This is a genomic window from Pseudoalteromonas sp. XI10 (genome assembly GCF_001469895.1).
GTDB lineage: Bacteria > Pseudomonadota > Gammaproteobacteria > Enterobacterales > Alteromonadaceae > Pseudoalteromonas.
In genome coordinates this window covers 112,231-126,733 of record NZ_LOPY01000039.1, presented here as the reverse complement: position 1 = coordinate 126,733, position 14,503 = coordinate 112,231, and the positions used below count along the sequence as shown (strand labels likewise).

12 protein-coding genes are annotated in these 14,503 nt (G+C 38.4%); 5 read left to right on the top strand and 7 right to left on the bottom strand.

The genetic code is table 11. The annotated features are described in order from the left end of the window. Positions 1–3: 3 nt before the first annotated feature. Both AUR67_RS09055 and AUR67_RS09050 read left to right on the top strand, forming a co-directional pair. Positions 4–1,461 (top strand): SpoIIE family protein phosphatase, encoded by a 1,458-nt coding sequence (locus AUR67_RS09055; protein WP_058585025.1) that lies wholly within the window; start codon positions 4–6, stop codon positions 1,459–1,461. A gap of 103 nt (positions 1,462–1,564) precedes the next feature. Then, entirely contained in the window at positions 1,565–3,019 is a 1,455-nt protein-coding gene (locus AUR67_RS09050; protein WP_058585024.1) for a sigma-54-dependent transcriptional regulator, read from the top strand. On the opposite strand, the gene AUR67_RS09045 is transcribed toward AUR67_RS09050, so the two are convergent. After that, a complete protein-coding gene (locus tag AUR67_RS09045; protein WP_058585023.1) occupies positions 2,988–4,022 on the bottom strand; it encodes a glycosyltransferase family 4 protein in 1,035 nt (344 codons plus the stop codon). The two genes, AUR67_RS09050 and AUR67_RS09045, sit on opposite strands and share 32 nt — an antisense overlap. A 20-nt stretch (positions 4,023–4,042) precedes the next feature. On the opposite strand from AUR67_RS09045, the gene AUR67_RS09040 reads away from it, so the two are divergent. Then, on the top strand, positions 4,043–4,375 hold the full coding sequence (locus tag AUR67_RS09040; protein WP_058585022.1) for an Hpt domain-containing protein: 333 nt from the start codon (positions 4,043–4,045) through the stop codon (positions 4,373–4,375). Here the strand turns inward: AUR67_RS09040 and AUR67_RS09035 are convergent. Beyond that, the gene (locus AUR67_RS09035; protein ID WP_058585021.1) at positions 4,340–5,245 is read right to left on the bottom strand and encodes a gluconeogenesis factor YvcK family protein; all 906 of its coding nucleotides are present in this window, start codon (positions 5,243–5,245) and stop codon (positions 4,340–4,342) included. The two genes, AUR67_RS09040 and AUR67_RS09035, sit on opposite strands and share 36 nt — an antisense overlap. A gap of 173 nt (positions 5,246–5,418) precedes the next feature. Here AUR67_RS09035 and AUR67_RS09030 point away from each other — a divergent pair, with 173 nt between their 5' ends. Further along, positions 5,419–7,389, top strand: a complete 1,971-nt coding sequence (locus AUR67_RS09030; RefSeq protein ID WP_058585020.1) for a response regulator — start codon at positions 5,419–5,421, stop codon at positions 7,387–7,389. Positions 7,390–7,430: 41 nt separating this feature from the next. Here AUR67_RS09030 and AUR67_RS09025 read toward each other — a convergent pair whose 3' ends face one another. From AUR67_RS09025 to AUR67_RS09005, 5 genes are read right to left on the bottom strand one after another with little or no spacing between them, the layout of a single operon-like run. Beyond that, on the bottom strand, positions 7,431–8,753 hold the full coding sequence (locus AUR67_RS09025; protein ID WP_058585019.1) for a Na+/H+ antiporter family protein: 1,323 nt from the start codon (positions 8,751–8,753) through the stop codon (positions 7,431–7,433). A gap of 8 nt (positions 8,754–8,761) precedes the next feature. Further along, the gene (locus AUR67_RS09020) at positions 8,762–10,702 is read right to left on the bottom strand and encodes a transglutaminaseTgpA domain-containing protein (RefSeq protein WP_058585018.1); all 1,941 of its coding nucleotides are present in this window, start codon (positions 10,700–10,702) and stop codon (positions 8,762–8,764) included. Positions 10,703–10,704: 2 nt separating this feature from the next. Beyond that, a complete protein-coding gene (locus tag AUR67_RS09015; protein ID WP_058585017.1) occupies positions 10,705–11,664 on the bottom strand; it encodes a DUF58 domain-containing protein in 960 nt (319 codons plus the stop codon). 3 nt (positions 11,665–11,667) lie between these two features. Then, positions 11,668–12,561: an AAA family ATPase gene (locus tag AUR67_RS09010; RefSeq protein WP_058585016.1), complete on the bottom strand. Its 894-nt coding sequence runs from the start codon at positions 12,559–12,561 to the stop codon at positions 11,668–11,670. Between the two features lie 7 nt (positions 12,562–12,568). Further along, on the bottom strand, positions 12,569–12,964 hold the full coding sequence (locus AUR67_RS09005; protein ID WP_054553848.1) for a response regulator: 396 nt from the start codon (positions 12,962–12,964) through the stop codon (positions 12,569–12,571). A gap of 729 nt (positions 12,965–13,693) precedes the next feature. Between AUR67_RS09005 and AUR67_RS09000 the strand changes: the two genes are divergently transcribed. Continuing rightward, positions 13,694–14,392 carry a hypothetical protein gene (locus tag AUR67_RS09000; protein WP_058585015.1) on the top strand — a complete coding sequence of 233 codons (699 nt, stop codon included), beginning with the start codon at positions 13,694–13,696 and terminating at the stop codon, positions 14,390–14,392. Positions 14,393–14,503: the final 111 nt, after the last annotated feature.

Genomic DNA, 14,503 nt, shown 5'->3' with positions numbered 1-14,503 from the left:
TGTATGGACTGCTTATATCAAAAATCATTTAGTTTAGACTGGCCTACAGTCAGTGAGATCCGCCATATTTTAAAACATGTTTTAACGGCGATCAGTGTGAAAAATCAAGATATTGATGCAGCAGGTTTAGTAGCAACCGAATACCTAACTAATCTGTTACGCCATAGCCAAGAAACGTCAATGAATGTGCAGTTTGCTATGCATAAACTGCCCGATAAACAGCTGCTAATAGAATTTAAAGACAGCATGCCAAGCTATGATTTATTTAATCAACAAGCATCAGGGTGGCAATTAGACAGTGGTGAATTAGTGGAAGGGGGTATGGGCGTTGCACTCATCAAGCATTACTTTCCAAATGCTTGTTATAAAACTGTCGGCCAGCAGAATACATTCTCTTTTTGTTTAACCAATATCGATAAACGACCCACGCTTATATACATAGATGATGATAAGGCACAACTTGCTTTACTGAATGCTTATTTATCTGAGCATTTTCAGGTTATTTGCTGTGAGGATAGTGAATCGGGGTGGCAAGAAATTCTCACCTCTGGGGCAACAATTTTATTGCTTGATCATAAACTGAAAAATGGCACCAGTGAGCCTTTACTTAAAAAACTCAATCAATCTAACCTAAAAACTAATTTATCTGTGGTTATGCTGACAGGTGATGACAGTGAAGAACTTATAAAACGTATAAACCTGTTAGGGGTTGATGATTATTTAGTAAAACCCGTTAGCAAAACTCGCTTATTGCAGAGTATTGAGCGCATTGTGCATCGTTTTTCCGCATTAAAGTATTTAATTAACGAAGAGCGCATGCAAACAAGGCAAAAAATAGGGGAGTTTAATGCCTATAATTTTGGCTCTATTATCAGCCAAAATGGTGGTGATTTTTGTATGTACCCCCACCAGCAGCAAACGCCTGTGATCATTGGCGATATGATGGGGCACGGTATAACAGCACTAAAAGAAAGTTTTGCCATAAAGGGCTTTTTAAGTGGTTGTTTAGCGACAGAAATCCCATTACAAAACGTTTTAACAACCTTAAACCAAGCCCTGTATGAACAGCGGTTATGTAAAACTAGTTTAGTCACTTTACTAATAAGTTTTATTGAAAATAACACACTTCACTGGTTTAACGCAGGCCACCCAGCCCCCTGTGTGATAACCAAAAATGGCAAATTGATCCAGCTAAGCGGTACTGATCCCTTACTTGGCCTTAGTGATGATCATGTTTATCAACATTATAGTTATGACTTAAATGACGTTGAACACATTTTATTATTCACCGATGGTTGGCTTGATAATCAGCAATTAAGCGATGTAGACCAAATTATTACTAAATTAACTGACGAAAATGTGCAAAGTGAAGAGTTTGCTTATGCACTTTGGCAGGCAAGCCAGGTTGAGTTAACTGCTGAAATAGACGATGCCTCATTAATTGTGATCAATAAACACTAAAGTTTGAGTTTACAAACCGGTCAAATACGCACTAAGCTACTAATAAGGAACTGTTAAATAATCACTTTATCTCAGCATAAAACGATAATAAAGGAAGTCTTTAATGCCACCTAAAATACTCATTGTTGAAGATACAGAGTCGCTAGCGCTGATGTACCAATCATATTTGATCCCAACCGGGGTCGAAACACGCATTGCCTACAATGGCGAACAAGCCGTCGTTGCACTACAGGAATTTGAGCCTGATTTAGTGATTTTAGATGTTATGCTGCCAGATATGAACGGGCTAGATATTTTATCCTCTTTAGACCCAGACTCAGCTCCACAAGTGATTGTTTTAACAGGGCATGCCACTAAAGAAATGGCAATCAAAGCCATTAAACTCGGTGCCAGTGACTTTCTAGAAAAACCAATCGAAGCCGATCGTTTTCGCATTACAGTAAACAACGCATTAAAACTTAAAGATTTAAAACAAACAGTCAAAAGCTATCAAACAACTTACGAGAACGGTAAATACTATGATTTGATTGGTAGCTCATCAGAAATGCAATCTGTTTACCAAATCATAAAATCAGCATCTGCAAGTAAAGCCACTGTGTTTATCACTGGTGAAAGCGGGACAGGTAAAGAGCTGTGCGCCCGTGCAGTACATTTAGCGTCACCGCGTGCGAATAAACCCTTTGTAGCCCTTAACTGTGCAGCAATACCAAAAGATCTAATCGAAAGTGAAATATTTGGTCACTTAAAAGGGGCGTTCACTGGCGCGATTGCCAATCGTGAAGGGGCGGCTGGCCAAGCTGACGGTGGTACGTTGTTTTTAGATGAACTATGTGAAATGGACATCAATCTGCAAAGTAAGCTACTGCGCTTTATTCAAACTGGTTGTTACCAGCAGGTAGGCAGCGAAAAAGAAGTTAAAGTTGATGTGCGCTTTGTGTGCGCCACCAACCGCGACCCATTATTAGAAGTGCAAGAAGGCCGTTTTCGTGAAGACTTATATTATCGCCTACATGTTATCCCTATTGCCTTACCACCGTTGAATCAGCGTGGCAAAGATGTGATCGAAATTGCCGATGCATTATTTAAAAAAATAAGTAAAGAAGAAGGCCGTGCATACAAAGGCATGTCAGAAGGCGTTAAAAATCTATTTTTGAGCTATGGCTGGCCTGGTAATGTTCGCCAATTAGAAAACACCATACGTAACATTCTCGTTTTGCATGATGAAGCCTACATTGAAGCGAGTATGATACCAGCACTACCAAACGCACAAAATCAATCACAACCAGTAGCAGCAACTGTTAATACTGTAGCCTCGGAGGTGACGCCTTCACAAAGCTTTACATCGCCATCAACTGAAGCCACTCCTGTTATCAGCGAAGTTGCAACAGCATTTTCTCAAGCCGATATTGAACCGCTTTGGTTGGTAGAAAAACGTTATATTGAGCAAGCCATTGATGCTTGTGATAACAATATTCCTAAAGCTGCAGCTCTTTTGGATGTGAGTCCATCTACGATTTATCGTAAAATTAAAAGCTGGGAAGAGATGCAAGTAAGCTAGAGCTATAGACTCTATCTAGCTGTTTAAATTGCTGCTCTCCAGAAAAACGTTGTTGAACAAGTATTTGTGCATTGCCTAGCATGTAACTTCTTTGATCAGCACTCAACATGAGTATGTTGTTTAGCTGTTTATGTAAAGCATCGCTTGTACTTTCAGTCATCATTAACCCATTTGATAGGTGCTTTATTATCTGTGGTAACTGACCAACAGGCGATGCAATAACGAGTACCCCGTGTGCCATTGCTTCTAATGCCACCATAGGTAGACCTTCAGCCCGAGAGCAGATCACCAATACATCAAGTTGTTGCCATATTTGTTGTTGCTCACACTGGCCATGATAATTCACCGCTGACAAATCAAGCTCATTGACCATAGGGCCATCACCAAATATATGAAATTTTAAGTTAGGTGTGTTGAATCGTTTGGCTGTTTCAATAAAAATGTCAGGGCCTTTTTCATGGGATAAACGACCAACAAATCCAACGTTTAATTGATCATTATTTTTTAGACCTAATTCTTTAGTATGCTCATTTACTGGAATAAAATTTTCAAGTAATTCAGCATTGTAAAGCTCTTCGGTGAGTTTGCTAGAAACAGCAAAGTTAAGTGAAAAGTAACTTAGTAGTTTGTCGAGCTTATTGTAAAAATAAACCTTACCCGTGCCTGCTTCACCGGCATGATATGTTGAAATACAAGGGCGGTTTTGCCAGCGACACACTAACTTGCCCATGATACTTGCCTTGTACCCATGGGTATGGAGTAACGCTGAGCGAGGAAACATTTTTAGTATTTCGTTCAAGCTTTTTAAATTTCCGCCAGCAAAACCGAAAGTGATATTTGCATTTTCTAAGCGCTTATATAATTCACGGTTATTATGATCTTGATAAAATAGTACCGAGCTCATAATATTATATCGTTCTAACAGCTTACTCATGGCAATCAAATGGCTTTCGATGCCACCAATTAAGCTTGAATCTACGAATAAAATAACACTATATTTCATATTCACTCCAAGGTGAGACCATGATAGATACTGCGACCTATACGCAATTACAACAGGATGTTGGTGACGACTTAGCAAAACAACTTTTGCAGGTATATATCACTGAGTCCTGCCAAATCGTTGCTGATCTTGCTGACGCAACGAAACAGTCTGAAATCGAAATAAATGCCCACAGTTTAAAAAGCAGTAGCCGTAGTTACGGGGCATTAGCCGTAGGCGGCCTTGCAGAACAAATTGAGCAAAAAGCGAAGGCATCACAATTTGACGATGAACTACAAAGCTTAATAGCCTTACTGCAAGACCAATTTGCACAAACGCTAACTCACGCGCAAAGTTTGATTGCTACTGACTAGTTCCTCAGCTTCTAGGCTTAACGGCATTTTTAATATTTCGCCAAATACATTACTTAGCTGCTCAATGTCGTGCTGCTGGTTTGGCGATTTAACAACATCGTCAAAGTGAGACACAATTTCACTAAGCGCATCTAAAGAGATACTCATGTCACAAAACCGGTAACCAAGCATGCCTTCGAGCCAATCAACCGGTTGCATATCGAGCGATTTAATTACGCTGGCTTCTTTGGCAATATTTTCGATAAATAATCGGCATGCTGATGTTTGTTGCACCGCTTTAGCTATGTCTTCAACTAACATGGCAGGCATTACACTGGTAATTAAACTTCCAGGGCCAATTATTAGCATATCGGCGTTTTCAATAGCTTGAACCACACCAGGAGCAGCATTCACATCTTGTGAGAGGGTTAAATAGTCTGGGAGCTCTTCTTGTGAATCAATATCGCATTCACCAAATACTTTAATGCCTGATGACATAACCGCTAATAAATCAGTCGGTTCGTCTGACATAGGTAGAATCGTTTCTGAATTACCCAACATGGCATTGAACCATGCAACCGCTTGAGTTGCTGAGTTAGTTTGTTGGGTTAAGCTTAATAAGGCTAAATTACCAAGGCTGTGGCCATTGAGTTCACCACTATCAAAACGGTGGTGAAAAACTTGATGGATTAATGAGTCACTATCAGCTAATTGCAAACAACAACGTCTAATATCACCAAGGGCAACTACATCTTGGCTTTGACGTAATTTACCTGTGCTTCCGCCGTTATCTGTGGTTGCAACAATCGCTGTCAGTTCGGCGCAGTGAGGTCTAATTGCACTTAACATATGGGATAAACCGTGTCCGCCGCCTATGCATACTATTTTCATAACAGTCACCTTGGTTAAACTTGATTAATATTTAGTTAGCATGGCCCGTACCAAGTGTTCGGATTTATATAACACAATGAAATTTAAATAATTTATTTTGATATTTTTATGGCTAAACTGAGAACTGTTTTCTATATTTGCAATATGCGATGCAATATTAACTAGGAATGGCAATGGCAGAGTTAAACTTAGAGCAATTACAACTTGAGCTAACGGCATTTCATGGCATAAACGATAGCCGTGCATTAAAAGCTCAGCTTGAAAAAGTGCTTCTGCCATATTTTTCGTTTAAAGAGTTTTGCTTAATAAACTTCGAAGATTCAAAAGCATCCCTCGAAATGCGCACTATCAAGTACATTGAATTTGACGAAACAATATTAAAGTCTAAGTTACAACAAGCGCAGTCACAGTGGTTACTTAATGAAGATAACTCGCTGTTTTATAGTAATGAGTTCGTAAATAACCTAATTTTTCATGTTGATATTTCTGAACACACAACGCAGTGCTTGGTCTTTTTCGATATAAAAGAGCAGGCTAGTTTTAATGATAAATCACAAACCGCAATCAAGATCTTATTACAGCAAGTAGCGGTTCAATTAGCTGCGCAAACAAGGCTTAACAGGCAAAAGTTTCACTCAACCTCTTTACTAACAAGACTTGGCGAGCTATCAGAACTATTCAGAGACTTTGCCAGCGAATGGTTTTGGCGTACCAATAGAGATGAGCACTTTATTAATGTTTTAACTACCGCCAGCCATAGCAATTTATATAAACGCCATTTTTTACATAAAAATTTCGATGCCATCATCACTGAGCAGGAACAGAGTCAGTTAAAAAAATGGTCGCACTTTAAACACTTGCTGGCTGATCATGCTGAGTTTTTAGATTTTGAATTTGAAGTTAATTCGTCGCCTCCGGCCTGGGTCTCTTTGAGTGGTAAGCCACAATTTGATTCAAGCGGGAAATTTCGCGGCTATTTAGGTATTGCCAAAGATATCACTGTAAATAAAGACCGCGAGCAAGCACTACAATTAGCAAAAGAAAAAGCAGAAGAAGCAAACCAAGCAAAGTCTCAGTTTTTAACGGTGATGTCTCATGAGATCAGAACTCCTATGAACGCAATTGTAGGCATGTTGGAGTTGTTAGCCGATTCAGAACTTAATGACAAGCAAACACGTTGGCTCGATTACGCAAACTCAAGCGCTGATTTATTACTTGATTTGATCAGTGATGTGCTGGATTTTTCAAAAATTGAAAGTGGCTCGATGGAGCTTGATGTTAAAGCAACAGATATAAATGCGCTGGTTAAAAATATTACTGCACAGTTTCAAGAAACCACTCAAGGCTCTAATGTCTTGTTTACCACAGAGATAAGCGATGGCTTACCCAACAAAATTAATATTGATGGGGTTCGGGTCGGGCAAATTCTGTTTAATATTTTAGATAATGCCTTTAAGTTTACCAAAGTAGGCACCGTCAATTTCACAGCTGATTTCAATGACACCCATTTGTTATTTGAGATAGCAGATACAGGGCAGGGGATCTCTCAATCTCAAATAGCCAGCATTTACGATGCCTTTAAACAGCATGACTATGGTGTAAATCGACAAGTAGAAGGGATTGGTCTTGGGCTTAGCATTACCAAAAGCCTAGTTGATTTAATGAAAGGCGAGATAAGAGTAGCAAGTGCAATCAATATTGGTACTAAATTTAATATTTACATACCATACTCTATCGTTGCGGATGATCAGCAAGCTATTGAACATGAGCAAACTCTTGAGCCAATGGCTATTCTTGTTACAGAAGATAACAAAACCAACCAAGTGCTTATAAAAGCCTTTTTAGAAAAGCTCAATCACCATGTCACCCTTGCAGATAATGGCCAACAAGCCATTGATAAAGTTCAGCAGCAAAGCTTTGATTTAGTTTTGATGGATATGATGATGCCAGTAATGGATGGTATTACAGCAACTAAATACATGCGTGAAGAACTAAAAATGACTTTACCCATTGTCGCCTTAACAGCCAATGCATCACATCAAGATAAAGCCACTTGCTTAGAAGCAGGAATGAACAAAGTGCTGACAAAACCCATTCGCTTTCATGATTTAAACCGCGCACTTCGTATTTTGTTTAGCCAATAAAAAAGTCCCTAATGGGGCTTTTAACAAAAAGTAACTCGACTCTACAACACCATTGCCGCAACCCAGCCAGCAACAAGTAGCGGAATATTAAAATGGATGAAAGTAGGTACTACTGAATCCCAAATATGGTCGTGTTGGCCATCTGCATTTAGGCCAGATGTTGGGCCAAGTGTTGAGTCAGAGGCAGGGGAGCCTGCATCACCTAGCGCACCAGCAGTACCAACCAGTGCTGCAGTAGCCATAACAGAAAAGTTTAGTTCCATACAAAGTGGTACAAACAGGGTGGCTATAATTGGCACCGTCGAAAACGAGCTACCAATGCCCATGGTGATCAATAATCCTACGAGTAAAATTAATGCTGCGGCAAGGGGCTTGTTACCTTCAATCATTCCTGCGGCAGAGCTAACTAATGAAGCTACATCACCGGTTGCTTTCATCACCGAAGCAAAGCCTTGCGCAGAAATCATAATAAAGCCAATCATCGCCATCATAGCAATGCCTTTACTAAATACATCGCCATTTTGCTCAAGCTTTACAACACCGAATAAGGTAAATATAGCTACCCCAACAAGACCACCTAGGATCATAGAGCCACTAATATTTTGTGCCACTAATGAACAAAGTACGGCGGTAATGCCCACTGCTAACACCTTTTTAGGCTGCTCAATGACAACCTCTTGCTGTTGTTCTGTCAGACTGTGAGACTCATAACTACGGCGTTTTCGATAAGATATAAACACTGCAACCAATAAACCAAATAACATCCCAATGGCTGGAATGATCATTGCCATCGGCACTTGAGTATTAATAATCTCTAAGCCATTTTCAGTGAGGTTTTTGTGTAGTATCGAGTATAAGTAAATGCCACCAAAACCATAAGGTAGCACCATGTAAGAGGTGGCTAAGCCGAAGGTTAAGATACACGCAATGGCACGTCTATCAAGGCGTAACTTGTTAAACACCACAAGTAATGGCGGAATGAGAATTGGGATAAAAGCGATATGTACGGGTATCAAGTTTTGCGACGAGATCGCACACAGCAAAATAATACTCAATATAAGATAACTAAGCGTTGTTTCGCCTTTATGGCTATTCTCGTTTACTTGCTTTAGTAACTTAGACGCTAAAATACGTGTTAAACCCGACTTAGAAATAGCCACCGCAAATGCACCTAACATCGCATAGCTAAGTGCTATTTCAGCGCCGCCCGATAAGCCATCATTAAATGCATTAACGGTTTGTGATAAACCAAGGCCTGCGGTCAAACCCGCAACAATTGCGCTTACCGTCATCGCCACAATGACATTAATTCGACAAAGTGTCAGGATCAGCATCAACATAACGCCGACAATTACTGCATTCATATTGTTCTCTATTTGGCTGTTTTGAGAGAGTTTAACAGAACTCGTACGCGGTTTTTGCGATTTTGGTTATATGATTGCTGTTGATAACGTACTTCGATGATTATTTGCTCAAACTCACTTAAATATGCCTCTGTTCTAGGTTTTTGCTGTTTAATTAAAGCAATATTTTGTAGTGGTGTGTTGGTATCAACTGGCTCAATACCTTGCTTTTTTGCCCACAGATAAAGCTTAGTTATGTCATCAACCAGCGGCTCTCTACTTCGAAAAGGGCGTTTGTTATATAAGAAATAGCCAGTAAAGCTCAGTAATAATGTACCTAACACAATTAAAGGCGTTAGCCATGCTGACTTATTACCAAACAGTGAATCAAATAAACTTTGTTGTGATTCTTGGTCAAACGTAAGCACCCAGTTAGTCCATTTATAGTCGAGCTCTTCAAGATGAATTCTAAGCCAGTTTATTGCTTTAAAATGACTCCAGCGCTTTAGGCCAAAGTTAAGATTGTCGTTAAAGCTTTCGTTTAAATCACCTAGTTGTGATAACGAACCGTTTAAACGCTCCGGGGCAACAACAGAGGTAGCATCAAAAATATGCCATTTTTCATCAAAGAACACTTCAACCCAAGCATGTGCATCATATTGGTAAATGTTAAGCGTAGCGGCTTTAGTTTGTTCTCCGCCTAAATAACCAGACACAACACGGGCGGGGTAACCGGCAACACGAAACATAAATGCAGCGGTGCTGGCATAATGGCCACAAAAGCCACGTTTGGTATCAAACACAAACTGGTCTAGCGTATTATCACCATACATGGATGTAGGGGTTAATGTGTAAGCAAACTGCTGCTGATTAAAATAATCAAGCAACGCGTTAAAGTAAGCTTGCGCATTTTCATGCTCAGCAGCCAACTCGTTTGCCAGTGCCGTTGTTTGTGGATTAGTTGTTTTCGGTAAGCGGGTATATAAGCGTTTTTCAAAGTCATTTAGACTTAGCATAGCCTCACTACTGGTTACCGCGTATTTAATGTTTTTGTTTAAGTTACCTTTACGTTTTAACAAGCCATTGTAGGTTGAGTGCACATCAGAATTAGCACTTTGCGCAAAGCCAAGCCCAAACAACCAGTTTGATGATGAGGGCTCTGCAATAACCTGATAATTAACGCTATTACTTTGAGTAATTGTACGGCGAATTGGGTTAAATTGTTGAGACTTCAAAATGTCCGATATTAGCCATTCGCTACCATTAAACTCATCATGAATAAGGCTGCGCCAGTAATAGGGGGCTTGTAGGTCTTGCCCTGGCTGTTGCTCTACCCGAAAAACCAAGTCATCTGACTCAGCTAATTTCGCAATAGAAAAGGGGTTAACTTGCTCTGATAACCCCGTTTTAGCAAGCTTTGGCCCCGGTAGCTGCCAAAACGCTGGAATTTTAGGTAAAAATAAAATCAAAAATGCCGCTATGGGTAAGGCTAGTAGTATGGTTTTAAAACTTTGTTTGTTAGCGGCCTTAAAGCTTTGCGGGCTAGTTAAATAGCCAAGTACTGCGAAGTTAACAATATAAAGTACACTGACTACCAAGGTTTCAAATAACCCTTGGTGAAACAAATACACCGTTGAAAGGTTAAAAAACACCAGTAAACACACAGTTTGATACTGTTTAACGGTTTTCGCTTGTAGCAATTTAAAGCTGCTAGCAAGTAGCATCATGGATACAAATAACTTGACCGTATCGCTCACGCCAACCAGAACAAATAAGGCAACTAAGCAAATTGCAGCCAAAATATTCGCCACCAACCCATTTAGTTTTTTATAAAATTTACCTAAAAACAGGTTTAAAAAGCTTAGGCCCGCCAATATGGCTAAGAATGGAGTCGCTACTTCAGTAAACAAAAAGCCACTGGTAACAATAAACAGCAGAGATAAAACGGTATTTATAAGCGGTGTATTCATAATTAAAACTCCGCTAATGCTTGTAGGCAGGCTTTTTGATGGTTGATCCCTTGGCCTTTCGCAATGTGTTTATTGGGTAAGGTTAACGAAAACGCCATATGTTGGTCGGTTAATTGGTTCACCAAAAAACATAACTGGCTTAATCTATGCTCATTATTGCCACTCAACATATTGAAATTAAGTGCTAATTCCTGTGATGCGTCACTGGTAAATTCTTTCGTTAATAGTTGCTGAGTTTTAGCGTAGTGTTTCCACGATACCTTATTAAGCGCTATACCTTGTACAAAAGGAGTAAGCTGATAAAAGTCATCATTACCGGCTTTAACTTGTGCGTTATCGCCGTCGTGTACGTCATTGTCATGGAGCTGAGTATCAAGCTTTTCAACGGCGATAGGCTGTGGGTAAACATAAACCGTTTCGGTTGGCTCTATATAACTCCACACAGACACCAAACCAAATGGAAAGTGACTAATGATTTTTATTCTATCAAAGTCATATGCACCACGTTCACTACATTTAAGCGATATTTCAACGTTTTTTTTCTCTTTACTTTGCAGTGACACAGTTTCAGATTCAAGGTTATCATTAACCAGTTTTATAAGTTCACAGTATGATTGTGCTTGAATTTGAAAACGAGCAAAAGGGGCTTTTGGCGCATAACTATCATTAACTGATTGGTATTTGACCGACAAACCTCTCACATTTTTATAGCCGGTGAGTATCGCAAACACCAAAACAACCACCATTAAATACGCCATGGCTAAAATCAGGTTGTTTTGATAGTTAATGCCCATAACAAAGTTCAGTAAGGCAATTAGTAAAAACTGTCCACCAAGTTTTGATGGTAATACATAAATTGTTTTATGTTGAAGCTCAATTTCGTTGGTTTTATGCTTGTTTTTTAATAACTTATTAAAAACAGACTGACGAAATTGATCAATAAAAGCAGGGCGCTTAAACATGTTTTATAAGCTTACAGGCACATGTTTAAGTGCATAGCCGCTGTCACCAGCGTTTAAGCCAAGCCTGTGATCAGTCACACTAGGAAAAACCGCTTTTACATCTTCAGGCATTACAAAATCACGACCTTCAATATACGCCCATGACTTTGCAGCTCGGGCAAGCGCAATGCTGGCTCTTGGAGATAATGGGTTTACAAAATGTTTATCTTGGCGAGTAAACGCAACTAGCTCAAGGATATAATCAACCACCGAGTTGCTTATCGTTACTTTATTAATTTCTTTTTGAATAACAGCAAGTTGCTCAGGATTAATGCGAACAGGCAAGTCGTCATAATTACGGTTGTTTAGGCCTAAAATGAGGTTTTTCTCAGCTTGTTTATCAGGAAAACCTAAACTAATACGCATGAAAAAGCGGTCTAATTGTGACTCAGGTAACGGGTAAGTACCAGATTGATGCACTGGATTTTGCGTTGCAATCACAAAAAATGGTGATGGTAGGGCGTGTTTAACCGAATCTACCGTCACTTGTTTTTCTTCCATTGCTTCTAACAGTGCACTTTGTGTTTTAGGGCCTGCACGATTAATTTCATCGCCTAATACAACTTGGCTAAATACTGGGCCTTGATGAAAAGTAAAACTATGTTCTTTAGCATCAAAGATGTTTGTACCAAGAATGTCAGAAGGTAATAAATCGCTAGTGAATTGAATACGTTGATATGACAAGCCAAGAACTGCGGCAAGTGCATGAGATAAAGTGGTTTTTCCCATGCCAGGTAAATCTTCAATTAACAGGTGGCCTTCACTAAATAAACACGTTAAGGCGAGTTTGATTTGTTGTTGCTTACCAAAAATGACCGTTGATAGGTCATCTATAATGAGTTGGATTGTCGAATTCATAAACTACTTAATTTGTTATGGTTTCCATCAATTCTAGACGTTTCATAACAGAGTCGACTTTTTTTGCGTTGAATGGTTTGGCGATAAAACCTTTAGCGCCTAATTCCCAAGTGTTTTGCACATTCTCAAGGCTATTATGGCCTGAGCACATAACAACATGAGTATGAGGATGGCGGTCATTTAAGTATTCAAGAATTTCAGTACCGTCAGTATTAGGTAGTTCAATATCAAGAAAGATAACGTTAGGCGACTTTTCTTCAATAACTGTTTTAGCTGATTCAAAATCTCGACTTTCTAAAATATCGTCAAAACCAAGACCAGTTAAAATTTGATTTAGATAGTCGCGGATATCTTGCATATCATCGATTATCAGAATAGGTTCTAACGGCTTCACAAATTCCATATCGTTTACATCTTATCGTTACATCTCAAGTTGATAGTTTTAATATAAGTCATGAGATAACTAAGCTCAAGAAACAAGCACTAATAAAATGAATAATATGATAAAACACCACCTTAATGTCCGATACCGTCTAGTATTGGACTTAACATGCACAGAGAATAGGTATAGCTGTGTATAGATACTTTACTTCCTATAATTTATATTATGTTAAATAACATATTTATCTTTATAAGCAGGTTCATTAGTCGTTAGATTTTAAGGTTTTTCAGCCCTTTTTTGTTTAATATTGGTTTTCACGAAGTTATAGCTTTTTATGAACTGCTCATTTTTAATTTGTAAATTTTCAACACGCCTTACTTCATTAAAATAAGTCCACAACGGTAAGTTATTACAAACCTAGATTTGAAATGCCTTTCTGGTATGGCTTCCCAAAAATATAAAAGCAATTTTGGTTTCACTGCCCGTACCGTTATGGCTTTAAGTTCATTAACTATGACTGGTTTCTACAACAAGCTTCGTTTAACGAAAGCCATGTAGATGCCCTACAAGCTCAAATTGAACACTTGTATGACCTAGTTGAAGCCAGTGAAACGCTGAAAATCATTGGTCATGACTTAATCAAAATGAGTGATCAGCTTGCTTTAAAAGATATTGTGTTAAAGTATGGAGATAAGAAAACCGCATAAAATCATAGCTGCACTTTTAGTGCAGCACTTATGGAAATTTAAGATGGATTCACAACAAAAAAACAAATTTAGTTTCATGAAATTATTTATTAATTTTACTTGGATAATTTATTTAATTTTATTTTTAATAGCCTCTTTAGGCGTAGTATTAATGTTAAGTGAAAAGAATTCAGCTACTGTAACATTATCTAGTATAGGTAGTTTTTTAGGTGGTGTTTTTACAATTTTAGCATTTGTTTTTGCAATTAAAGAATACAAAACGATTCAGAGTCTTAGTGGCGCAAAAGAATTTAGAGCTTTTATTAATGATATTTTATATAAATCGAGTAGCAAGATTATAAGAGATATAAGGATGCTAGAGCTCATACACAAAAAGTCAGCTAATTATACAGAAGAAAAAAAGATTGAAAAAATTCACCTGCTCAGTGATTTAATGACAGAATATAGAAAAATACAGTATGAAATAGTCAAGTTTTCAGCAGATTTTTCGTATTACAATGATAATTTACACAAAACCATTGACCCTCTACTTGAAGAGTTAAGTAATATTATTGATGATTTAGGGAAAGGTTTATCATATGAGGCAAAGCAGTTAGCCCCACAATGGTCTAGAGGGCGTGTACCCATGCCTAAACTTATAAAAGAATATGAAGATGGCATTATTTCTAGGGATGTAAGTTTGATGAAAAGAATACGCAAAGTAACCAACGACCTTTCAAAAATAAAGGCTAACTCTATTTAGAGTTAGCCTTAAGATTACTTTTAATGTTTTCTAAAATCCTTTTTAATTCAGGGTTGTCCTCGTCTTTAATTTCTTTTATACGGTTAAGTATAAACCTTTGATTTTCTATCT

Excerpts from the sequence above, each read along its gene's own strand:
- AUR67_RS09035 (WP_058585021.1), bottom strand. The coding sequence starts at position 5,245 with ATGAAAATAGTATGCATAGGCGGCGGACACGGTTTATCCCATATGTTA.
- AUR67_RS09010 (WP_058585016.1), bottom strand. The coding sequence starts at position 12,561 with ATGAATTCGACAATCCAACTCATTATAGATGACCTATCAACGGTCATT.
- AUR67_RS09000 (WP_058585015.1), top strand. The coding sequence starts at position 13,694 with ATGGATTCACAACAAAAAAACAAATTTAGTTTCATGAAATTATTTATT.
- AUR67_RS09050 (WP_058585024.1), top strand. The coding sequence starts at position 1,565 with ATGCCACCTAAAATACTCATTGTTGAAGATACAGAGTCGCTAGCGCTG.
- AUR67_RS09015 (WP_058585017.1), bottom strand. The coding sequence starts at position 11,664 with ATGTTTAAGCGCCCTGCTTTTATTGATCAATTTCGTCAGTCTGTTTTT.
- AUR67_RS09030 (WP_058585020.1), top strand. The coding sequence starts at position 5,419 with ATGGCAGAGTTAAACTTAGAGCAATTACAACTTGAGCTAACGGCATTT.
- AUR67_RS09040 (WP_058585022.1), top strand. The coding sequence starts at position 4,043 with ATGATAGATACTGCGACCTATACGCAATTACAACAGGATGTTGGTGAC.
- AUR67_RS09045 (WP_058585023.1), bottom strand. The coding sequence starts at position 4,022 with ATGAAATATAGTGTTATTTTATTCGTAGATTCAAGCTTAATTGGTGGC.
- AUR67_RS09025 (WP_058585019.1), bottom strand. The coding sequence starts at position 8,753 with ATGAATGCAGTAATTGTCGGCGTTATGTTGATGCTGATCCTGACACTT.
- AUR67_RS09020 (WP_058585018.1), bottom strand. The coding sequence starts at position 10,702 with ATGAATACACCGCTTATAAATACCGTTTTATCTCTGCTGTTTATTGTT.
- AUR67_RS09055 (WP_058585025.1), top strand. The coding sequence starts at position 4 with ATGGACTGCTTATATCAAAAATCATTTAGTTTAGACTGGCCTACAGTC.
- AUR67_RS09005 (WP_054553848.1), bottom strand. The coding sequence starts at position 12,964 with ATGGAATTTGTGAAGCCGTTAGAACCTATTCTGATAATCGATGATATG.